The organism is Pyrobaculum calidifontis JCM 11548, from assembly GCF_000015805.1.
GTDB classification, from domain to species: domain Archaea; phylum Thermoproteota; class Thermoprotei; order Thermoproteales; family Thermoproteaceae; genus Pyrobaculum; species Pyrobaculum calidifontis.
Map to the genome: position 1 here is coordinate 792,603 of NC_009073.1, position 20,117 is coordinate 812,719.

The window sequence follows — 20,117 nt, forward strand, 5'->3', positions numbered from 1 at the left end:
CGGTTGAGACACATGCCCAACTACAAACTACTACTGGTACTGGCCGTGGCGCTAGTGGCGTTCGCCAGCGCTACTAATACGAATACCACAAGCTTTGACTTATGGCTCAAGTGCAAGGCCATTGAGCTCTACTTAAACGTCACGGGGGCCAATGCCACAATTCCATGCGACCAAGCACTAAAACAGGTAAGAACAGTTAATTTTACAAAGGCGCCATTGCCAATGATAGGCGTTGGAGAATTGAGAAAGTTAAATGTGTCTAACCCAGGGCAAGTCTTCAACGAACTCAAGGAGATTAGGAGAAAGGCCTTGGCCAATCTGACTGCCCACGTGAAGAAAGTACAGCACATGACTTTGAGAGAGTTAAACACCACCGGGCTAGAGGAGGCCTACAATGCCACAGGTCGCGCAGTAGAGACGTTAGGCCGCGTGGCAACACTCTTGAGGAAAGTCAACGCCTCTCCCGTGGCCGTGGTTGCTGTAGAGAGAGACTTGGAGTGGATAAATGCCACTCGCCGACTTCTATGGACTTTGCGGCAAGGCGATAGGTGGATTATAACAGCGGTTGGCAATGCCTCCGACGCGGAGATTGAGGAGGCGTTGAAGAGAGTGGAGGAGCTTAGGAGAGAGTGGGCCGCCTTGTGGGATAGGCTCGAAGAGTACAAACTGGCTTGGCGAGAGTTAGTCCGAAAGCGGGCGGAGAGGTGGCTAAATGAGACAAACTCAACCCTCTGGGACATATGGATAGCGGCAAGATTAAACCGCGGCGAAGTGGTAAAGTACATCAGAGCTGAAAACTTGACGGCGATAAGAGAAATAGCCCAGAAGACAAAAAGGGAGCGCCCAGACATCGTAGAAAGAGAAATTAGGGAAGCAGTCGAAAGAGGTAAAGGACAAGCTGGTCGCGGCCGCTAAACCCCAATTTTTATACCCCTCCCCTTCTTTCTTACATGTCGGCATTGCTCAATCTCACTGCTCCGCCGGTTTTGCTCTTGTTTTTGCCGGCGGCTTTGGTTGGCAATTATACGCTTCCCGTCCCTCCGGCGTCTGAGGTGGCGGCTTTTTCGCTCGACGGGGCTCCTCTGCCCACCTGGGTCTTGAACGGGACGCTCTACGTGTTGCAAGGCGGCGAGCCGGCGGTGGCCGTTTATGTGCCGAGGTTTTTCAACTCCAGCGGAGTCTACAGCGTGACCGTAGAAGGCCCCTTTGTGGCACAGGCGCCGCCCGGGGTAATGGTGATAGAGGCTAGGCCACAGCCGGCGAGGGTGGCTGTGAACAAGACGGGGCTATACCTATACTTTGACACAGGAGCCACAATTGTCTACCAAGCCTTCACCATACAGCCGACTCCGACGGCAAGCCCACCTCAAACTACGCAGACTACGACGATAAGCCCACCTCCAGCGACGACCAGTACGCCGCCTCATGCCACAACCACCACGACGCCCTCGACTACAACAACGCCTAGTCCAACCTCCACCGCTACGCCAACCCCTACAGCGCCAGTTGAGTGGTTGCTTGCAATCGTTTTAGTGATCGTCGTAGTGGTGATAGTGGCAATAGTCAGAAGTAGAAAGAGGTGGCGTTTTTAGCGGCTAGGCTATCCCGTTGCCACCGCTGTTGCAACCGCCGTAAAAACTGCTACGCCGCCTAATATTTGCTTGGCGGTGAGGCTTTCTAAGCCGGTGGCTTTTGCGTATAGCTGTGCTATTAGGGGCGAGAGAGAGACGACTATTGTTGTCAGCGAGAGGCCTGTCCTTTCCACAGAGAGGGCGAATAACGCCGAGCCTACTCCTAGGTCTAGCACAGAGGCCGCCGCGAAGGGGAGGGACTTTACCACTCTTATTCTCCGCGTTAAGAGGCCGTAAAGCCCCAGCGCGGCTGCGGCGGAGGTTGCCCTTAGGTAGGCTATGGCGACTGGGTGTACGCCTCCTAGAGAGGCGAGCTTTATGGCCGACATGCCCGCGCTCCACGTCAGGGCCGTCCCCGCCGCCGCCAGGAGGCCGGGCACGCTCAGCCTTGCCTCGCCGCCTTTTGTCAAAAGCGCGACCCCCACCACGATTAAGATTGAGGAGAGGAAGAGCATGTGGGACACAGACTCGCCTAGGAGTAGGGCAAAGTACTGGGCAATTATTATGTAGGTGTACGCCAGTGGGGCCGCTATAGACCCCCCGACCTTGGAAATGGCATAGAAATAGAGACTGTCGCCGACTACGAGAGTTATCAACCCGCTGAAAACTGCGGCTAGAATGCCCGGCGAGGGGGCTGTGAACAGGGCCGCTGGCCACATGGAGAGAGCCACGTAGGCCAGTCTGGAGAAGTTTACAGACACGGGGTCTAAATCCGCCATGTGTCGCTTGTACAGGAATATCACTAGCCCCCAGATGGTGGCCGCGGCTAGGGCCGAGAGAACCCCTAAGAGGTCCATTAGAGGGGTCTAACGGGCGTTGATGCGCCGCAGGCGAGGCAGTGTAAGACGAAGATGCGGCCCTCCCGCCTTAGCTCTGTGTCTATGGAGTTGCACACTGGACACACCACGTAGTACTTAATAAAGCGCTCGTAGACCGCCTCCACCACCTTAGGCGACTTTTCCCCATGGAGAGTAAAAACGTCGCCCTCCACCGTGCCGGGCACCGCCAGCTCCTTCTGGAAAAACTTGGCCATTAAGTAGACGTCTCTGTTTAGCCTCTTCGCAATGGCGCCGAAGTTCTGTATAATCGTCTTCCTGGGCATATTCACCACCTCTATCTTAGGTATCTCAGCTCGTCGTTGCGCCTTTGGTGAAACTAGCTTGTACGCCCTGTCTAAAAGTGCCAAATATTCGTCGTCCATCGGGGAAAAAGTGTGAGCCCTATTTAAATTTGCGGCCTAAACCAATAAGTTATGTAATTCTCGCCGGGCCTTCTCCCCACTACAAGCCTCATTTTCATCCCTGGCCTCAGCGTCTTGGGGTCTGCCTCAACCCACGCAGTTATGTTAAACCCGTCAGCCATTCTAACTATGCCCACAACGTAGTCCCCGTGATAGCTGAAGCTAGCTGGCTTTACATTTATCACAGTCCATGTCAACAACTCGCCCTCTGGAGTCACTTCGCGCCACTCCATGTCAGAGGATTTGCACTTGGGGCAGTCCGCCTGCGGCGGGAAGTATTTAGCGCCGCACCTCTTACACTGTGTGTAGAACAGCTTCCCCTCCGCCAGCCCCTCGACAAATTTGGCGATCTTGTTCACAGAGAGTGTAAACCTTAGACGCAACTCGCGGACGTCCACCCACAGCAACGCGCCTGTTTTTGGATCTTTGTACACGGGCAGTCCAGTGGCATTTATCAAAGCCTCCAGTTGCGCCAACGGCTCTTTATACAGCTTGTCAAGAGTCTTAGTCACAGCCGCGACGACGTTTTCCCCAATAGGTTTGCCGCCCTCCATGGCCTTACAGACTTAGTATTGTCACAAAGGCGTAGTGTCCCGTCCCCCCGATGTTGTGCGCCAGTGCCATGCCTTTTCTTATGGGCGCCTGCCTCCCTTTCTCGACCTCTTGCCTAAGCTGCTTCGTCAACTCGGCTATCATTGATACGCCAGTGGCGCCAATGGGGTGCCCCTTGGCCTTCAGCCCCCCGTCCAAATTCACCGGTATTAACCCGCCTATGTAGGTCTGCCCCTCTCTAATCAGCTTATATCCCTCCCCCCGCTTCGCAAACCCCAAATCCTCATACGCCATAATCTCTGCTATTGTAAAACAGTCGTGGACCTCGGCCACGTCGAGGTATTTTACAGGCTCCTGGGGGTCTATCCCAGCCTTCTTATAGGCCATCTGCGCGGCGATTTGCGCCGCCTCTAAGCCCACAAAGTCCACTCTTTTGCTCAAATTGGCCGTGCCATTGGCATAGCCGATGGCCTTTATCCACACAGGTGTGTCAGTGATTTTTCTCGCCACCTCCTCGCTGGCGAGTATCACCGCCGCCGAGCCGTCTGTAATTGGGCTACTGTCGTACAGCTTAAGCGGCCAAGCCACATAGCGGGAGTTTAGACACTCCTCGACTGTTATAGCCTTCTGAAACTGCGCCTTGGGGTTCAACGAGCCGTAGTAGTGGTTCTTTACGGCGACTTTGCACAAGTCCTCCTCTGTGGCGCCGTAGCGGTTCATATAGGCCGTGGCGTAGAGCGCATAATAGCCGGGGAAGGTTAGACCGAAGTTTTCAAACTCCCAGAAGTAGTTCCCCGCCCTCCCTATGAACTCTACGACGGTTGGAGTGGGGGACTCGTTCATTTTCTCAACGCCGATAGCCATCGCTATATCCACCTCGCCGCTTGCCACCATGTGATACGCAGTTCTCACGGCGGCGGAGCCCGTGGCACACGCCGCCTCGACTCTTATCCCACTCCTAGGCGCCAAGCCGCAGTACTCTCCCACCACAACCGCAGGCAGGGCCTCGGAGGACCAGCCGCCGACGTTCCCCACAACAAATGCTTCAACGTCCTCGGGACCCAGCCTCGCGTCGTCTAAAGCCTCTTTCACAGACTCCCAGGCAAGCTCTTGCAGAGAGACGTCTGTCCTATTGCCAAATTTACTAACTCCTACGCCAACGACTGCAACTTTTCTCATATGGAAAACTTTGGAAGAGGATAAAAAATTACTTTAGCTTGTTAGTGCAACTAGGTTACAAACTTGGCAATTTCGTCAGGTATTTGACCCTTCTCCTTTAGAATTCTAATGAGCTGGCGATATGCCACAAGCTTCTGGATATTGTTAGCTCCCTCATATATCTGGGTAATCTTCACATCTCTCAAGTACCTCTCCACGCCGGTTTCTACGATGACGCCAACGCCTCCGTGGAGGTTTATGGCCTCGGAAATAACCTCCTCGGCTACCGAGGTGGCATAGTACTTAGCGAGGGAGGCCACAAAGGTGAACTCCTTCCTATTCTCATCCGCGAGCTTAGCCGCCAAGTAGGTCAACAGCCTCGCCGTCATAATCTTCGTCATCATCTCCACAAGGCTGAACTGTATGGCTTGAAACGCCGCTATGGGAAGGCCGAAGGCTTGCCTCTGGTGAACATACTGGAACGCCTTTTCAAACACGCCCTGCATCATGCCGACTGCCTGTGCCGCGACGCCTATCCTCGTTCTATCAAAAGTCTCCATGGCATACAAGAAGCCCATGCCCTCCTCCCCAACCCTGTTCTCATCTGGCACCTCCACGTTCTCAAACACAAGCTCACAGACGTGGTTGCCGTGTAGACCCATCTTGTGGTAGCACTGCTCTATCTTAAAGCCGGGAGTGCCCTTCTCCACTATGAAGAAGGTGAGACCTAGGTACCGCAACTTTTTATCCGGCGGCGGGTATGTCCTGGCAAGCACAATGAAGTAGTCAGCCACATCTGAGCTACTGATAAACGCCTTTCTCCCATTTATAACCCACTTGTTGCCCACCTTTTCAGCCTTTGTCTGAATGCCAGCCACGTCGGAGCCGCAGCAGGGCTCTGTGACGGCAAAGGCGCCGAATTTCTCGCCTCGGGCAATAGGCGGGACGTACTTCTGTTTCTGCTCCTCTGTGCCAAAGAGCAGTATGGGGGTTAAAAACAGCTCGTTGGTGCCAAAGTAGACGCTGAGGCCGGGCAGAACGCGGCAGAACTCCTCCGACATGATAACCGCCATTCTGTGATCCCCGCCCTGGCCGCCGTACTTCTCGGGAATTCCAATGCCGAAGAACCCCTGCTCCGCAATCTTCTTCAACAGATCCCACGGAACCTCGTCTTTTTCCTCAATTTCCATGGCCTTGGGCGCCACTTCCCTCTCCACAAACTCCCTAACCGCCTTCCTAAACATCTCATGCTCAGGCGTCAACACCACCGAGAAGTCCTCCACTGAGTCGAATGGGAACACCATGACCGCCACCTAGCGCCTATTTTTAAGTGTTAACTTCGTCAAAACACACACCCCAATCGTTCCCTGAGCAAAAAAACCTTAATAAGTAGCTACACACTGTAAAATGTGACAAAGGAAGTATTTGAAAAATATATTGCAACGAGGATATGGGCTAAGAACTACGACGAGGGGGTCCCCCCCGAGGTTCAAATTAAGCCAGAGCCCCTCTTCTCCTACTTAGACAGACAAGCCGCAGAGAGGGGGAGCGCAACGGCGTATGTGTACTTCGGCAACAAGATAAGCTTCAAGACGGTGGGAGACCACAGCGATAGGGTGGCAGCGGCGCTCAAGGAGTGGGGGCTAGGCAAAGGTGACGTCGTTGCGCTATATTTGCCTAATACGCCTGCCTTTCCGATTATTTACTACGGCGCCTTGAAAATAGGCGCAGTGGTAAGCCCCATGAACCCCATGTATACCCCAAGAGAGGTGGCGTACCAAGCCAAAGACGCTGGGGCCAGAGTCATCTTCGTGGCCGACGTGTTGTACAAAAACGTGGAAGAGGCCGACAAGATGCACAAGTTCGACCGCGTGGTGGTAGTAGAAGTGGCCGAGTACATGCCGGCCTTTATCAAGCCGCTAGCAAAAAGGCGGCTAAAGCCCCCAAAAATCCCCTATGGGGGACGCATCGTGTCCTATAAGTCTCTGCTATCCCACAAAGCCACGTCGTACAGAGCGGCTGTGGACCCCAGGGAGGACTTAGCCGCGCTCATGTACACCGGCGGCACCACCGGCGTCCCCAAAGGCGCCGAAATAACCCACGGCAACATATCGTCCAATCTACAACAACTTAAGCCGCTCTACGAGGTTGTAAAGAGGAGAAGAGGAGAACAACAATTGGTTATGATGGGCGTACTGCCTTGGTACCACATATACGGCCAAGTCACAGTCATGCACTACGGCATATTTGACGGCGCCACAGTGGTAGTAGTACCAAGGCCGGACATAGAACAAATTATGAAGTTGATACAAAAGTACAAGGCACATGTGCTCCACGGCGTACCCACCCTATATAATATGATAATAAATCACCCAAAGGCGAGACAGTACAAACTGTCGAGCCTCGCCTTCTGCATATCTGGGGCCGCGCCTCTCCCCGTGGAGGTGGCTAAGAAGTTTGAACAGTTAACAGGCGCAGTGCTGAGGGAGGGGTACGGCCTTACTGAAACAGCGGTTGTTACACACGTCAATCCTCTATATGGCAAAGCCAAGGCGGGGTCCATTGGACTCCCCATACCTTCTACCTACGCCGCTGTGGCAGACCCCGACAAGCCCATCCTCCTGCCCCCAGGCCAAGTGGGAGAAATCGTCATATCGGGTCCCCAGGTGTTCAAGGGGTATCATAATAGGCCTGAGGAAAACGCCCAAGCCTTCTTTGAATGTTGCGGCTTGAGGTGGTTTAGGACAGGCGACATGGGGTACATGGACGAGGAGGGGTACTTCTACATTGTGGACAGGAAGAAGGACATGATTAAGTACAAGGGCTACTCTGTGTTCAGCAGAGAGATAGAGGAGGTGCTTTATCAACACCCATGTGTGAAAGAGGCGGCGGTAATAGGCGTGCCGCATCCAGAGGCAGGCGAGATACCAAAGGCGTTTATAGTCCTAAGAGAGGAGTGCAAGGGCAAGGTAACGCCTGAGGACATAATTAAGTGGACAGAGGACAAGCTCGCCCATTACAAGAGGCCGCGCGCCGTTGAGTTCAGAGACGAGTTGCCTAAATCCGCCGTGGGCAAAATCCTAAAAAGAGAGCTGAGGGCCGAGGAGCTACGCAAGCTACAGGAAAGCGCGGCAAAGGCTTAAATTACCGCCCTACCCCGCCGTTGTGAAAATTGGAAACCTAGACGTCAGTAGTATAGGCGTTGGGGCTTGGCAGGCGGGCGCCGCCGCTTGGCGCGTCGACCTCGCGGAGCTTCGGAAGGCCTACGAGTACGTCTTAGACAACGGCGTAAACTTCATCGACACGGCGGAGATCTACGGGATGGGGAAGAGCGAGGAGTTCGTGGGCGAGCTGGTGAGAAGCAGACCCCACGTGGTCGTGGCGACGAAAGTCGCCGGCTTTAACTGGGCAAAGGCGGTCAAAAGCGCCGAGAGAAGCCGTAGCAGGCTTGGGAGAATAGACTTGCTTCAGCTCCACTGGCCGCCGCCGGCCTACGTCCCCCTCTGTAAAGCCATTAGAGAGCTTGAAAAGGCGGCGAAGGCAGGCCTGACTCGCGAAATAGGCGTAAGCAACTTTGACGCCTCGCTCATGGAAAAGGCGCTGACCTGCACCAAGAGCTATCCCATTGTGTCAGACCAAGTCGTCTATAATCCATTGCAGAGGGCCGCGGAGCCCTTGATAGAGCTGGGGAGAAGGCGGGGGTTCGTTGTTATAGCGTGGAGCCCTCTCGCCAAGGGGGCGGCGGTGAAGGAGCAAGTGGGCGACGACCCGGCGAGGAGGCTGGACCCGGCGGTGAAGAGGGCCAAGACGCCCCAGGGCAGAGCCGTTGTGAAGGCTGTGAGAGAAATTGCAGAGAGGCGGGGCGTCTCGCCGGCTGCGGTGGTTTTGGCTTGGCATAAGGCTAAGGGCGTCATCCCCATCCCCGGGGTTAAGACCTTCGCCCAGGCTAGAGAGGTTGTGGAGGCGCTTGGCCTTGAGCTGTCTGAGGACGAGATGCGGCGGATAGACGAGGTCTCTCAGCCCTTCTTGGAGGGGGACATATGGCCGGGGGTTATGCGGGCGATACCTGGCTTTTTACAGAAGTTGGCATTCACAATTGCCAGAGTGTGAATTTGGCTATAGACGTATACATACTTTAAATACATCTCCAACTAGCTTCTATGCCAAAAGTTGCAGTAATAGGAGCTGGCACGATGGGCCATGGAATAGCTGAGCTGTTTGCAATTGCGGGCTACGAGGTTGCCCTCGTCGACGTGGCGGAGGACTACCTCAAAAGGGCTTTGCAGAACGTTGAGTGGTCTCTCAAGAAGCTTGCCGAGAAGGGGCAGATCAAGGAGGACCCCTCCGTGGTGCTGTCGAGGGTTAAACCAATAGTCAACGACGTGTGCAAGGCCGTGGAGGGGGCAGAGCTGATGGTTGAGGCCGTTGTGGAAGACATCGAGGTCAAGAGGCGTGTCTTTGCCGAGGCCGACCGTTGCGCCCCGCCGGAGGCAATCTTAGCCACCAACACATCTTCGCTCCCCATTACGGAGATCTCGGAGGCCGTGAGGCCAGAGAGGAGGAGCAAGGTAGTGGGCATGCACTTCTTCAATCCGCCGGTGTTGATGCCGCTTGTGGAGGTGATAAAGGGCGCCTATACAAGCGACGAGACTGTGAAAAAGATTGTGGAGTACGCCTCTAAGCTAGGCAAGCAGACCGTCATAGTGAACAAGGACGTACCCGGCTTCATTGTGAACAGAATCTTGGCGAGGGTAAACGATGCGGCGTGTTGGATGGTGGCCAGAAAAGAGGCCACGGTGCAGGAGGTGGACTCCGCGCTTATGTACAAGGCCGGCTTGCCCATGGGCGCGTTTATCCTACTAGACTACACAGGAATAGACGTGGCGTGCTTCATTGGAGACGCCATGTCGAAGAGGGGCTTTAAGACGCACCCATGCCCGCTGATTGTAGAGAAGTGCCAGCAGAAGAAGTTCGGCGTCAAGACAGGCGAGGGCTTCTACAAGTACCCCGCGCCGGGCAAATTCCAGTGGCCTGAGGTTCCCAAGAGCGCTGGCGAGCGGATAGACGTCGTCGCTCTACTGGCCCCCGCGATAAACGAAGCCGCCTACCTCCTGCGAGAGGGCATAGCAACGCGCGAAGACATAGACAAAGCAGTAAAGCTCGGGCTCAACTGGCCCAAGGGCCCCCTGGAGTTTGCAGACGAGTTCGGCATAGACACGGTGGTTAAGGCGCTCGGAGAGTGGAGACAGAAGACCGGCTTCGAGGAGTTTGAGCCCGACCCGCTACTCCGCGACATGGTGGCCAAGGGGAAGCTTGGGAAAAAGACTGGGGAGGGCTTCTACACGTATGTAAAAGCTGAAGAAAAGAAGTTGGAAACCATAATAATCAGGTACGAGCCCGGCGTAGCATGGATTATCTTGAATAGGCCAGAGAGACTCAACGCAATAAATCCAAAGATGGTGGAAGAGCTGTGGAAAGCCATCGACGAAATTGAGCAAATGGACTACGACAAGGTGCGCGTCGTCGTCATCACAGGCACTGGGAGGGCCTTCTCCGCAGGCGCAGACGTGACAGCCTTTATGGGCGCCACGCCTGTCACAATATTCAAGACTTCGAGGAAGTTGCAGATACTGTTCGAGAGAATTGAGGCGCTGGATAGGCCCGTGATCTGCGGCATAAACGGCTACGCCCTAGGCGGAGGACTTGAGCTTGCCATGTCCTGCGACATTAGAATAGCCGCGGATACCGCAGAGCTAGGCCAGCCTGAGATAAACCTAGGCTTTATCCCAGGCGCTGGGGGCACGCAAAGGCTGGCGAGACACATCGGGAGAGATAGGGCTAAGGAGCTGATATTCACTGGCGACAGAATCCCGGCCCGCGAGGCTGAGAGGCTAGGCCTTGTGAACAGAGTAGTCCCGGCCGACAAGTTTGAGCAAGAGCTAAGGGCCTTCGCCAATAAGCTGGCCGAGAAGCCGCCTTTGGCGCTGGCGATGGCCAAATACGCAATAAACTTCGGCATAGAGGCTCCGCAATGGGTCGGCATGATGCTTGAGGCGGCTCAATTCGGCCTACTCTTCACCACCGAGGACGTCATAGAGGGCGTATCGGCGTTTCTACAGAAGAGGAAGCCGCAGTTCAAGGGGAAGTAACTCCCTTAACTTTTTTAAAGCCCCCTCCTCTTCCCTCCAATGGACGACTTCTTTGAACTGCTGAAAAAATTGGCGGAGGCTAGGGGCCCCTCGGGCTTTGAGGACGAGGTGAGGGAACTCGTGGCAAGGGAAATGGAGCCGTTTGTCGACGAAGTCGTGGTAGACCGGTGGGGCAACGTAATCGGCGTCAAGAGGGGCTCCACCAACTACAGGGCCATGGTGGCCGCCCACATAGACGAAATTGGGCTAGTGGTAGACCACATAGAGAAGGAGGGCTTTCTCCGCGTGAGAGGCATCGGCGGGTGGAACGAGGTCACCCTAGTGGGCCAGAGAGTGTGGGTGAGGACTAGAGACGGCAAGTGGATACGCGGCGTCGTCGGCGTCACTCCTCCGCACATTACGCCGTCTGGCAAAGAGCGCGAGGCCCCCGAGATGAAGGACTTGTTCATAGATATAGGGGCCAGAGACAGAGAAGAGGCAGAGAAGCTGGGGGTCACCATAGGCTCTGTCGCCGTGTTAGACAGAGACGTGGTCAAGCTTCAGAACGACGTTGTGGCTGGCAAGGCGTTTGACGACAGAGTCGGCGTCGCCGTCATGTTGTACGCGCTGAGGATGCTCAAGGAGACTCCCACGACTGTATACACCGTGGCCACTGTGCAAGAGGAGGTGGGGCTGAGGGGCGCGCAGATAGCGGCGGAGAAGGTGTCCCCCCACTACGCCATTGCTCTCGATACCACCATTGCAGCAGATGTGCCAGGGGTGCCAGAGCGGCAACACATAGTAAAAGTGGGGAAGGGGCCCGCGATTAAGGTCATCGACGGCGGCAGAGGAGGGCTGTTCATAGCCCACCCGCCTCTGCGCAACCACATTATCAAAGTTGCAGAGGAGCTGGGCATCCCCTTCCAACTGGAAGTCCTCTACGGCGGAACCACAGACGCCATGGCTATAGCGTTTAGGCGAGAGGGCGTGCCCACTGCGGCAATCTCCGTGCCAACGCGCTACGTCCACTCCCCCGTGGAGGTTCTGAGCCTCAGCGACGCCGTGAATGCAGCGCGGCTATTAGCCGCCGTGTTAGAAAAAACTAAGCCTAATATTATAGAGATGTTCCTTGATAAGAAAATCAAGTAATGAAATATAGGATAATTGGCGAAGTAATTATAAAACTGTTTTTTATAACCGTTCTCTCATTCCTCATATACTACACAGTTAAGGAAGTCTTGCCGCTGTTCCACATAGCCATACCCCCAGAGTATATAGACTTCGTCAGGGGCTTGATCGTAGCCGCAGCCGGCATCATCGCAGTAAACGTCGTAGGCAACGCGGTCATACTATACTTAAAGCCCACCATACGCGAGAGGGCATACGCAGTGGGAAACACGGTCAAGGTAGTGGGCTTCCTATTCGTGATAATACTCGCCCTCGCCACGTCCAAGTTCGGAGTAGAATTCGCGGCGCTCGGAGGCACGGTGACGGGTCTCGTGCTCGGCCTCGCTCTCCAGCCAGTGCTCGGCAACCTATTCGCCGGACTGTTGATCTTGGCAACGCGTTTTGTCACAGTGGGCGACGTGGTTAGAATCACTACGTCGCAACTGCCATATCATTTGGCAACTCTCCCAGCCTATAAGTACTTCTCCCCCGACTACGTTGTGCCAGGCTTCAAGGGCAGAGTAGTGGAAATAGGGCTCTTTTACACCACCCTCCTCTTGGACACTGGCTATGAGATACGGGTGCCTAACTCCGTCTTGTTAAACGCGGGCGTAGTGGACTACACGCCCGCGTGGAGCGAGAGCCAGATAGTGCTGGTGAGAGTGGAGCTCCCCCTCTCTGTCATCGATTTAGACAAGGCTGCGGACGAGATTAGAGAAGAGCTCAAGGACTTCGACGTAGTCGCTGTGGACTTCACAGAGCAAAGCGACAAGGATTTTGTAATAGTCAGAGTAAAAATCAGAGTGCCGCTCGGCAGAGACTGGCGGCCTGTCAAAAGCGAGGCCCTGAGAAGAATTTTGAAATACCGGGAGAAAAAGATCAGGGAGAATATGTACAAGTACCTGTGCTTGACTAGGGGCGTTGCGTGCGACAGATTTCTACAGCAGACTGGCTAGACTCCGAGGTAGGCCTTCTTCACGTATTCGTCTTGTGCGAGCTCCTGTGGGGCCCCCTCCTTGACTATGTGCCCGTTTTCAAGCACGTAGGCATAGTCGCTTATTTCCAGAGACGCGGCCACGTTTTGTTCCACTAGGAGAATAGAGACCTCCTCCTTAAGCCTTTTCACTACGTCGAATAAGTCGGCCACTACCTTGGGCGCGAGGCCGGCGCTCGGCTCGTCTAAGAGCAACACCTTGGGCCTAGACATCAACGCCCTGGCTATAGCCAACATTTGTTGCTCCCCGCCGCTCATGGTCCCAGCCTTCTGCCTCCTCCTCTCTCTAAGCCTTGGGAAAAGCGAGTAGACCCACTCCAAGGTGTCTAACACCTTTTCCCGAGCTCTCTTCGTGTACGCCCCCATCAACAAGTTCTCTTCCACAGTCATATCGGCGAATAGGCGGCGGCCCTCAGGCACAAGCGCCATTCCCAACTCTACCTTCTTATGCGGCGGCACATCGGTCACGTCTTTGCCGTCTAAAAACACCCGCCCAGCCCAGGGCTTCACCACCCCCATGGCCGTGAGAAGCGTGGTGGTTTTCCCAGCCCCGTTGGAGCCCAGGAGCGCCGTCACTGTGTTCTTCTCCACCCTCAACGAGACTCCGAACAACACCTTCAACTTCCCGTAGCCCGACTCCAGTCTTTCAAGCACTAACGCCATGGCCTCCCCAGGTAGACCTCGACCACTCTGGGATCGTTTAACGCCTTCTCAGGGGGGCCCTCCGCTATTATCTTCCCCTGGTGCATTACGACTACCCTATGCGCAAGTCTAACAACGGCCCTCATCCTGTGTTCCACAAGCGAGATGGCAGATATGCCCCGCTCCTCGGAGAGGCGGCGGAGAAGCTCGACAAATCTGTCTATCTCCGTCGGCGTTAAGCCGGCCATCACTTCGTCTAAGAGGAGGAGCTTGGGGTTGCTGGCAAGCGCCCTGGCCAACTCCAAGAGCCTAAGCTCGTTAAACGTCAACTTCCCCGCCAGCTGGTCCTTCTTAGAGGCCAGACCCACGTAGGACAACGCCTCCTCAGCCGCCTCCCTAGCCTTGTGCAAGTCTAGCCCTCCGTTAAACACCGCGCCCACCACCACATTTTCAAGCACAGAGAGCTCTGGAAACGGGCGGGGGACTTGGAAGGCCCTAGCCATGCCCAACCTCGCCCTCTTGTAAGGCGGCAGATCTGTGACATCTCTGCCCTCAAAATAGACTCTGCCCTCGTCTGGCCTATATACGCCGCTTATTATGTTGAGAAGTGTGGTCTTTCCAGACCCGTTGGGCCCAACCACTGCCAGAAACTCCCCCTTGCCCACCTCTAGCGACACTCCATCCACCGCTCTCAGCCCGCCGAATTTCTTAACCACGTTTTCAAGCCTCAGAATCATGGCACCCACTCTCTGACTTTTGCTGGTAGGTATTCTTTCAGTGTCCCAACTATGCCCTTAGGCATGAGAATTACCACTGCCATGAGCAACAACGCAGTAGCCAATACTTGGTAACCTGGTGCAAAGAGCCCCACGAGGTTTCTGACTAACACATAGATGAGGCCGCCCACTATGGGCCCAGTGACTGTGCCAGCGCCGCCTAGAAAAACGACCGCCAAGCCGTCCAGTATGTACTCGATGAAAAACACGTTTTCTGGAAATATCTGCATATTACCAAGTGGGAAATGCGCCGCGCCAAGGAGGCCGGACAATGATGCGCTTGTAATAAATGCCAATAACTTGTACTTCGTCGGGTTTATCCCCATGACCTTCGCCGCGTCTTCGTCTTGGCGGACAGCCGCAAGAGCCAGGCCGGCTTTACTGGCCTGAATTAGGTACATTGCCACCACTGCGATTAGGCCAGTGGCTATTACCAGCGTTGTGGACCCTACATTGGCCAAGAACAACGCAGTGTCTCTACCAAAGGCCTTGAACATGCTTGTGCCAAGGATAAGGCCAGCGCCGCCGCCCCAAATGTTTGCCCCGATTATAAGATGCTTCAACCCCTCGTTTACCCCTATTGTGGCTATGGCAAAGTAGGCGCCTCTCAGCCTAAGCGCTATGCCGCCCACAGCGGTTGCTAAAGCAGCCGCCATAAATACGCCGAGTAAAAGGCCCATCGGCAAAGCGTATATGCCCAACTGCGGCCAGTAGTACACGACAATCCCGAGGCCGTAGGCTCCCATGGCCAAAAAGGCTGCGTAGCCGAAGTCGACGTACCCTGTCAAGCCCACGAAGATGTTGACAGCCTGCCCCAGTGCCATGAAGAAGGCAAAAGTGGCGACAGCCTTGGAGTACTCAGGGTACAAAACCGCCACGGCTATAAGTAGGAGGTATATGGAGAGGGGGAGGTACGGCTTCATAGCTTCAACAGTCCAGTTGGCTTAAACAGCAGTATTACTAGCAGGAGGACAAACGCCGTGAAAAGCGCCATTTGCGAAGGCTCGGCGAAGCCAAGGTATGAAAAGGCGTAGAACCCCACAGACTCTATTATTCCGAAGATTAGCCCAGCGACGTAGGCGCCCAGCACAGAGCCCAGGCCGCCCAGTACGGCAATTACAAACCCAATCAGCGTGTAGGGCCCTCCCATGTACGGATTTATGCCAACGGGAATGAAGAGAGTTAGAAGTACACCGCCCATGGTAGTTATGGCGATGCCCAAGGCCGCGGCGAAGGCGTACACCCTATCAACGTTCACTCCCACTACTTGTGCGCCCACTGGGTCCTGCACCACTGCCCTAACGGCGCGGCCCAGGTAGGTCTTCTTCAACATAAAGTCTATTGCCAAGGCCACTACGAGCGCAAAAACTGCGCCCAGGGCCTTGCCGTAGTCTACCTCGAGGCCGGCGACTGAGAAGCTGCCGATAGACCACCTATATCCCACGAAGTCGGGGCCCCACAACACGCGGGCCACCTCGGCTATGAACATCCCGAGCGCAAACAGCGCCACCAGCGTATGCAACTCCCCCATCTTCCTCAGCGGCTTAATAACGCCTAAGTAGACAAGGTACCCCATCAATGCGCCAAGCCCAAAGCCCAAGGCCGCGGACAAGAAGGGCACGATGCCCCACAGCGTAAACGCGAAAAAGGCCGTGTAGGCGCCTATCATTATGAAGGAGCCATGCGCCACGTTGGCCACTCTCAACACGCCAAAGATGAGGCTAAGCCCGAGGGTAGTCAAGCCGTAGATAGAGCCGATGATAATCCCAGAGAGGAAAAAAGGGAGTACGTCCATTTACTTACAGACGGCGCCGCCCAGCTTCGCCTCCCACGTAAGCGAGGGGTAGGCCAGCTTGCCCTCGGCGACGGCTGAGGGCCACACCACAACCCTTGTGCCGTTCTGCCACTGGGTGACTACCATTGAGTGGGCCACGTTTAAATTCGTGGCGGGGTCTAGCTTAAACTCGCTGAAGAAAGTCATAAACCTGGCGTTTTGCAAGGCCTTTAGCACATCGTTGGAGCTCGCCGACTGGGCCTTGTAGACTCCGTATAACAGCGCCAAGACGCCCTCCGCGGCCCACGCGGCGTGATAGCCTGGGTCCACCTCTTTGCCGCTCATCTCCTTAGCCACCTTCTTGAAGTACGTTATGAACTCCTCTCTCGTGGGGCCAAACCACTCGACTCCCCTCTGCTTGGCTAACTCCGGCGTGTAGCGGACTCCGGGCTCCCAGTGAGACGGGCCCAGTATACACTCGGCTAAGCTCTTCAACGACGTGTAGAACTCGGGCACCAGTGGGGCCACGGAGAGGGCGATGGCCTTTGCATTCACCTTCTGCTCCGCCAACTGTTGCACGGCCAACTGCCCATCGGCGAAGTGCGACGCCACGATTATTACATCGGGGTTCGCTTGTTTAACCTTGAGAATCTGGGGCGTGAGGTCCTTGGGAGACGAGGGGTACACCTCGTATACCACCACCTGGAGGCCGAGCTTCTCGGCGTACGCCTTTGCCCCCTCTGCCACCTGCCTATTAAACTCGCTGTCTCTGTACAAAATGGCCACAGTCTTTACCGTCGGATCCCTCTGCTTTATCATATCGAGGACGGGCACCATGTACTGACTCGCCACCGCGGCTACTCCTAAGACGTACTTAAACCCCTGTTGGAATATGCGGTCGGAGGAGGCCCCCACCACCGCCATGAGGACGCCGTATTTCTCAGCTATTGACGAAACGCCGAGCGCCAAGTCGGAGCCGTAGGGGCTGAGGAGGAAGTTCACCTTGTCCTGAGTGATAAGAGACTCGGTGATGCTCTGCGCGAGCTCTAGCTTAGATTCGCTGTCCCTATACACAAGCCTCACCCTCACCTTCTTACCGCCGCAGTCTAGCCCACCCTGGTCGTTAATCCAATTGACCACAGCCAAGGCGCCCCAGAGCGAGTACTGCCCCTCAGCCGCATATCTCCCAGAGATGGGCATTGCGGTGCCTATAACAATTTCATCGGGGCATTTAGCAGAGGGAGAAGGCGAGGAGGTGGCTTGAGTTGTCGTTGTTTGTGCTGGCGTAGTGGCCGGTTGAGTAGTAGTTGTGGGTTTCGCGGTTGTGGGTGTTACCGGTGCGGGCTGTTGAGGCGTGAGGAGCCAAGACGCTATTCCAATAGCTATAATAACAACGATAATGGTGGTTATTATTACTAGGTTTTTTGTCTGCATAGAGCTGAGATTTCAAATGTTTAAAAACTTATTTATCGTTACTCGACGTAGAGGTACAATTCGCCTATATTAAGATTTAAACATAGTTTTAACCAGAAAATGAGGTACATAATACCGATTATCTAAGCGCCTATGCGCTGTCGCAATGGGTATAGGCCAGAATCGCTTATAATAAATAAGACGTAACACCTACGTCAGAGGAGGTACGATTTTGCCACCAAGTTCTTCGCTTTCACCTGGAAATACCTGACGCCTATAATGGAGAGGCTAAGTCCTAAAAAAGCGGACTGCGCATTATCAAAGTATCTGAGTCCCATTCGCCCCAGACCTCCTAAATTATCTTTGAACTTGTCAAGCCGTCTCCCGCCGCCTGCCTCATGACAGAGTATATGTTGACGAGGGGACGCGGCGTAACCGGAAACTTGACTGCGGCGAGTAAGCCCCTCTTTACCCCAATAAAGAGGGCTGACAGGCGTCGTGGTGAATGAAGGATTTAAACGCGCTATTTGGCCTAGCCGTGTCTCTAGGTGGGTTAGTTGATGTCGCCTTAGACTCCCTTTACGTCTTTCTACTCCCCACGGCAATAGCGGCGGCGCCAAGCATATTTGTCGCTCTACCGCAGAGACGGAAATATGGCGGAGTGTGGTAGCCGTTATAAACGGCTTAGTGGTCTGCCCACGGTTTCCTGGCCCCTCTACCTCCACGGCTAGGAGGGCCCTTGGGCTTTTTGGACGGGCTGTACACTCTTAACGCTGTTGTGCTGGAGTACAGTCCCCTCATCCTGCTCCTCTACACGGCGTTTGTCCACAAAACCATGCTTGGTGAGCGGGACACGGCCATGCAGTTAAGCGTCATGCTCTTATGTCGTGTCTAAATTCTACATATTAGTGAAATAAATCATTTTTTATTGTAAAAATGGTTTTTTGTGAAAAGGATAGCAGTTCTAGGGGGAGGTACAGGAGGCTTAATAGTGGCAAATTTACTTGCGCGCAATCTCCGTAGAGAAATTGTAAAAGGAGAGGTAGATCTCATGCTGTTTGACAAAAGTAATACGTATATATTAGAGGCGGGGCTTCTCCCCTATGTGGCACACGCATTTGACGAAGAAGATTTAAAATATAACAAGAGAACTCTTCTCGACCCTGTAATTAAGTACTATACAGGGCCTAGTGGAACTATTACATATATTGACTTGAAAAACAGAAAGTTTAAAACACAAGATGGAAAAGAGTATAGCTATGACTACTTAGTAATAGCGCTGGGATGTACCTACGACATAAGCCAACCCCCCGGACTTAAAGACGACTACCACACCTACTACGAGTTTGAAAAAGCGAAAGAGCTCAGAGAAATGCTTGAGCGTTTTACGGGGGGCTCAATTGTACAAATGGTTTACATGCCCGACGTTCCTATTAAGTGTCCCATAGCATCTGGCAAAGGCCCACTCCTAATAGACAGCTACCTTAGCCATGTGAGAAGACTGCGCGGCAAATACATGGTTACGGTGGTGACCACCGTGGACCACCTACATGCACAGCCAGAGGTAAATAAAGTCCTAGAAGAGAGACTGAGGGAGAGAGGACATACGTGGATATACAACTTTGAACCTTCTGAGGTAGACCCGAAAAAGAAAGAGGTCATAGCAACAAACGGCGAGAGGGTAAAATACGACCTGCTAATAACCATACCCCTTCACAGAGGCCCTGAGGTGATTAAAAAGTCTGAAATAGGCGATCCATACGGCTTCTTGCCGGGAGATAGATATACGTTGACGTACAGGAGGGGGAAAGAACATTACGACGAAGTGTACATAGTTGGCGACGTTGCTAATATAGGCGTTGCACGCGCCGGCGCTGTAGCACACTACGAGGCCTACGTAGTTGCCCACAACATAGCCAGCGAAGTTAAAGGATTTGGGGACAAAATTTTGTTCTTCGGGGAGGTTATATGCCCCTACCTAGAGACGGCCTATACGCCCTACGATAAGGGCAGGGCGTGGATGCCGTGGTGGACTTATGCTAAAAACGCCAGGCCCTTCGTAGGCACCACCTGGGGCTGGTACCTCATGAGAACTTACTATCTCACAATACCTCTCACTCTGAGGGGGTTGATATGAGTGAGGTAAGCGAGTTAGTCAAAGAGTTGAGGTCTAGGTGGATTGCCACTGAGAGAGTTGTAGCCACGGCGGCGGGGAAGTCTAAGCCTGTTCTCCCAGACGAGGTAGTGCTACAACATTTAAAGGCAGCCGCCGAGTTTCTTGTAAGATCTGGCACATTAGACGTCGTAGTTGAACTCTTGGCGACGCTTGCAATGTTACAAGACGTTGTAACAGATAGAATGGTGGACGAGTGGGCAAGAAACCTAAGGAAAGTAGGCCTCCTAGCCGACAGTCTTACAAGGACGTCGCTTCTAGAGGTGTTGTCTAATGCGCTACTAGACGTAGAGTTAGAAAGAGCAATTCTAGAAGTAAAAGACGGAAAAAAGATCTCGCTTATCACGCTAATTTCTCTGTTTAACGACCAAGAAGTACGCCAAGGTCTCTATATCGTACTCAAGCTTCTAAAAGCGTTGGGAAAAGCAACTAAGACGCTTGAGTAAAATTACGAACACCGATATGTGTA

The 20,117-nt window shown here is 54.1% G+C and carries 19 protein-coding genes; 9 read left to right on the forward strand and 10 right to left on the reverse strand.

Going from position 1 to position 20,117, the window contains the following annotated elements; genetic code table 11:
- Positions 1-12 precede the first annotated feature (12 nt).
- On the forward strand, positions 13-915 hold the full coding sequence (locus tag PCAL_RS04425) for a hypothetical protein (RefSeq protein WP_011849516.1): 903 nt from the start codon (positions 13-15) through the stop codon (positions 913-915).
- Between the two features lie 35 nt (positions 916-950).
- Positions 951-1,592: a hypothetical protein gene (locus PCAL_RS04430; RefSeq protein WP_011849517.1), complete on the forward strand. Its 642-nt coding sequence runs from the start codon at positions 951-953 to the stop codon at positions 1,590-1,592.
- Between the two features lie 8 nt (positions 1,593-1,600).
- On the opposite strand, the gene PCAL_RS04435 is transcribed toward PCAL_RS04430, so the two are convergent.
- The 5 genes from PCAL_RS04435 to PCAL_RS04455 are packed head-to-tail and all read right to left on the reverse strand — an operon-like array spanning position 1,601 to position 5,885.
- Complete coding sequence (locus tag PCAL_RS04435) at positions 1,601-2,428, reverse strand: DMT family transporter (RefSeq protein WP_011849518.1); 828 nt, start codon at positions 2,426-2,428, stop codon at positions 1,601-1,603.
- Complete coding sequence (locus PCAL_RS04440) at positions 2,428-2,832, reverse strand: translation initiation factor IF-2 subunit beta (protein ID WP_011849519.1); 405 nt, start codon at positions 2,830-2,832, stop codon at positions 2,428-2,430. Before PCAL_RS04440 ends, PCAL_RS04435 begins: the two co-directional genes overlap by 1 nt.
- A 23-nt stretch (positions 2,833-2,855) precedes the next feature.
- Positions 2,856-3,425, reverse strand: a complete 570-nt coding sequence (locus PCAL_RS04445; RefSeq protein WP_011849520.1) for a Zn-ribbon domain-containing OB-fold protein — start codon at positions 3,423-3,425, stop codon at positions 2,856-2,858.
- 4 nt (positions 3,426-3,429) lie between these two features.
- On the reverse strand, positions 3,430-4,602 hold the full coding sequence (locus tag PCAL_RS04450) for a thiolase domain-containing protein (protein WP_011849521.1): 1,173 nt from the start codon (positions 4,600-4,602) through the stop codon (positions 3,430-3,432).
- 50 nt (positions 4,603-4,652) lie between these two features.
- Positions 4,653-5,885, reverse strand: a complete 1,233-nt coding sequence (locus PCAL_RS04455) for an acyl-CoA dehydrogenase family protein (protein ID WP_011849522.1) — start codon at positions 5,883-5,885, stop codon at positions 4,653-4,655.
- 105 nt (positions 5,886-5,990) lie between these two features.
- Here PCAL_RS04455 and PCAL_RS04460 point away from each other — a divergent pair, with 105 nt between their 5' ends.
- The 5 genes from PCAL_RS04460 to PCAL_RS04480 are packed head-to-tail and all read left to right on the forward strand — an operon-like array spanning position 5,991 to position 12,832.
- A complete protein-coding gene (locus tag PCAL_RS04460) occupies positions 5,991-7,724 on the forward strand; it encodes a long-chain-fatty-acid--CoA ligase (protein WP_011849523.1) in 1,734 nt (577 codons plus the stop codon).
- A 22-nt stretch (positions 7,725-7,746) separates the two neighbouring features.
- Entirely contained in the window at positions 7,747-8,691 is a 945-nt protein-coding gene (locus PCAL_RS04465) for an aldo/keto reductase (protein ID WP_011849524.1), read from the forward strand.
- Positions 8,692-8,741: 50 nt separating this feature from the next.
- On the forward strand, positions 8,742-10,730 hold the full coding sequence (locus tag PCAL_RS04470; protein WP_011849525.1) for a 3-hydroxyacyl-CoA dehydrogenase/enoyl-CoA hydratase family protein: 1,989 nt from the start codon (positions 8,742-8,744) through the stop codon (positions 10,728-10,730).
- Positions 10,731-10,769: 39 nt separating this feature from the next.
- Entirely contained in the window at positions 10,770-11,858 is a 1,089-nt protein-coding gene (locus PCAL_RS04475) for a M42 family metallopeptidase (RefSeq protein ID WP_011849526.1), read from the forward strand.
- Positions 11,858-12,832 (forward strand): mechanosensitive ion channel family protein, encoded by a 975-nt coding sequence (locus tag PCAL_RS04480; RefSeq protein WP_011849527.1) that lies wholly within the window; start codon positions 11,858-11,860, stop codon positions 12,830-12,832. Before PCAL_RS04475 ends, PCAL_RS04480 begins: the two co-directional genes overlap by 1 nt.
- On the opposite strand, the gene PCAL_RS04485 is transcribed toward PCAL_RS04480, so the two are convergent.
- Genes PCAL_RS04485 through PCAL_RS04505 form a run of 5 tightly spaced genes read right to left on the reverse strand, consistent with a single transcriptional unit; the run spans position 12,829 to position 17,496 of the window.
- A complete protein-coding gene (locus PCAL_RS04485) occupies positions 12,829-13,533 on the reverse strand; it encodes an ABC transporter ATP-binding protein (protein ID WP_011849528.1) in 705 nt (234 codons plus the stop codon). The two genes, PCAL_RS04480 and PCAL_RS04485, sit on opposite strands and share 4 nt — an antisense overlap.
- Positions 13,524-14,249: an ABC transporter ATP-binding protein gene (locus PCAL_RS04490; protein WP_011849529.1), complete on the reverse strand. Its 726-nt coding sequence runs from the start codon at positions 14,247-14,249 to the stop codon at positions 13,524-13,526. Before PCAL_RS04490 ends, PCAL_RS04485 begins: the two co-directional genes overlap by 10 nt.
- Positions 14,246-15,211 (reverse strand): branched-chain amino acid ABC transporter permease, encoded by a 966-nt coding sequence (locus PCAL_RS04495; RefSeq protein WP_011849530.1) that lies wholly within the window; start codon positions 15,209-15,211, stop codon positions 14,246-14,248. Before PCAL_RS04495 ends, PCAL_RS04490 begins: the two co-directional genes overlap by 4 nt.
- The gene (locus tag PCAL_RS04500) at positions 15,208-16,083 is read right to left on the reverse strand and encodes a branched-chain amino acid ABC transporter permease (protein ID WP_011849531.1); all 876 of its coding nucleotides are present in this window, start codon (positions 16,081-16,083) and stop codon (positions 15,208-15,210) included. Before PCAL_RS04500 ends, PCAL_RS04495 begins: the two co-directional genes overlap by 4 nt.
- Entirely contained in the window at positions 16,084-17,496 is a 1,413-nt protein-coding gene (locus PCAL_RS04505; RefSeq protein ID WP_011849532.1) for an amino acid ABC transporter substrate-binding protein, read from the reverse strand. It lies immediately after the preceding gene.
- 925 nt (positions 17,497-18,421) lie between these two features.
- On the opposite strand from PCAL_RS04505, the gene PCAL_RS04510 reads away from it, so the two are divergent.
- Together PCAL_RS04510 and PCAL_RS04515 are read left to right on the forward strand one after the other, a co-directional pair.
- The gene (locus PCAL_RS04510; RefSeq protein ID WP_193322906.1) at positions 18,422-19,612 is read left to right on the forward strand and encodes an NAD(P)/FAD-dependent oxidoreductase; all 1,191 of its coding nucleotides are present in this window, start codon (positions 18,422-18,424) and stop codon (positions 19,610-19,612) included.
- Entirely contained in the window at positions 19,609-20,094 is a 486-nt protein-coding gene (locus PCAL_RS04515; RefSeq protein ID WP_011849534.1) for a DUF1641 domain-containing protein, read from the forward strand. Before PCAL_RS04510 ends, PCAL_RS04515 begins: the two co-directional genes overlap by 4 nt.
- Positions 20,095-20,117 lie beyond the last annotated feature (23 nt).

What these genes read in the sequence shown, in the direction of transcription:
- PCAL_RS04475 (WP_011849526.1), top strand. Translation starts at nt 10,770, where the DNA reads ATGGACGACTTCTTTGAACTGCTGAAAAAATTGGCGGAGGCTAGGGGC.
- PCAL_RS04505 (WP_011849532.1), bottom strand. Translation starts at nt 17,496, where the DNA reads ATGCAGACAAAAAACCTAGTAATAATAACCACCATTATCGTTGTTATT.
- PCAL_RS04515 (WP_011849534.1), top strand. Translation starts at nt 19,609, where the DNA reads ATGAGTGAGGTAAGCGAGTTAGTCAAAGAGTTGAGGTCTAGGTGGATT.
- PCAL_RS04430 (WP_011849517.1), top strand. Translation starts at nt 951, where the DNA reads ATGTCGGCATTGCTCAATCTCACTGCTCCGCCGGTTTTGCTCTTGTTT.
- PCAL_RS04485 (WP_011849528.1), bottom strand. Translation starts at nt 13,533, where the DNA reads ATGGCGTTAGTGCTTGAAAGACTGGAGTCGGGCTACGGGAAGTTGAAG.
- PCAL_RS04480 (WP_011849527.1), top strand. Translation starts at nt 11,858, where the DNA reads ATGAAATATAGGATAATTGGCGAAGTAATTATAAAACTGTTTTTTATA.
- PCAL_RS04425 (WP_011849516.1), top strand. Translation starts at nt 13, where the DNA reads ATGCCCAACTACAAACTACTACTGGTACTGGCCGTGGCGCTAGTGGCG.
- PCAL_RS04495 (WP_011849530.1), bottom strand. Translation starts at nt 15,211, where the DNA reads ATGAAGCCGTACCTCCCCCTCTCCATATACCTCCTACTTATAGCCGTG.
- PCAL_RS04450 (WP_011849521.1), bottom strand. Translation starts at nt 4,602, where the DNA reads ATGAGAAAAGTTGCAGTCGTTGGCGTAGGAGTTAGTAAATTTGGCAAT.
- PCAL_RS04490 (WP_011849529.1), bottom strand. Translation starts at nt 14,249, where the DNA reads ATGATTCTGAGGCTTGAAAACGTGGTTAAGAAATTCGGCGGGCTGAGA.
- PCAL_RS04440 (WP_011849519.1), bottom strand. Translation starts at nt 2,832, where the DNA reads ATGGACGACGAATATTTGGCACTTTTAGACAGGGCGTACAAGCTAGTT.
- PCAL_RS04455 (WP_011849522.1), bottom strand. Translation starts at nt 5,885, where the DNA reads ATGGTGTTCCCATTCGACTCAGTGGAGGACTTCTCGGTGGTGTTGACG.
- PCAL_RS04500 (WP_011849531.1), bottom strand. Translation starts at nt 16,083, where the DNA reads ATGGACGTACTCCCTTTTTTCCTCTCTGGGATTATCATCGGCTCTATC.
- PCAL_RS04470 (WP_011849525.1), top strand. Translation starts at nt 8,742, where the DNA reads ATGCCAAAAGTTGCAGTAATAGGAGCTGGCACGATGGGCCATGGAATA.
- PCAL_RS04445 (WP_011849520.1), bottom strand. Translation starts at nt 3,425, where the DNA reads ATGGAGGGCGGCAAACCTATTGGGGAAAACGTCGTCGCGGCTGTGACT.
- PCAL_RS04435 (WP_011849518.1), bottom strand. Translation starts at nt 2,428, where the DNA reads ATGGACCTCTTAGGGGTTCTCTCGGCCCTAGCCGCGGCCACCATCTGG.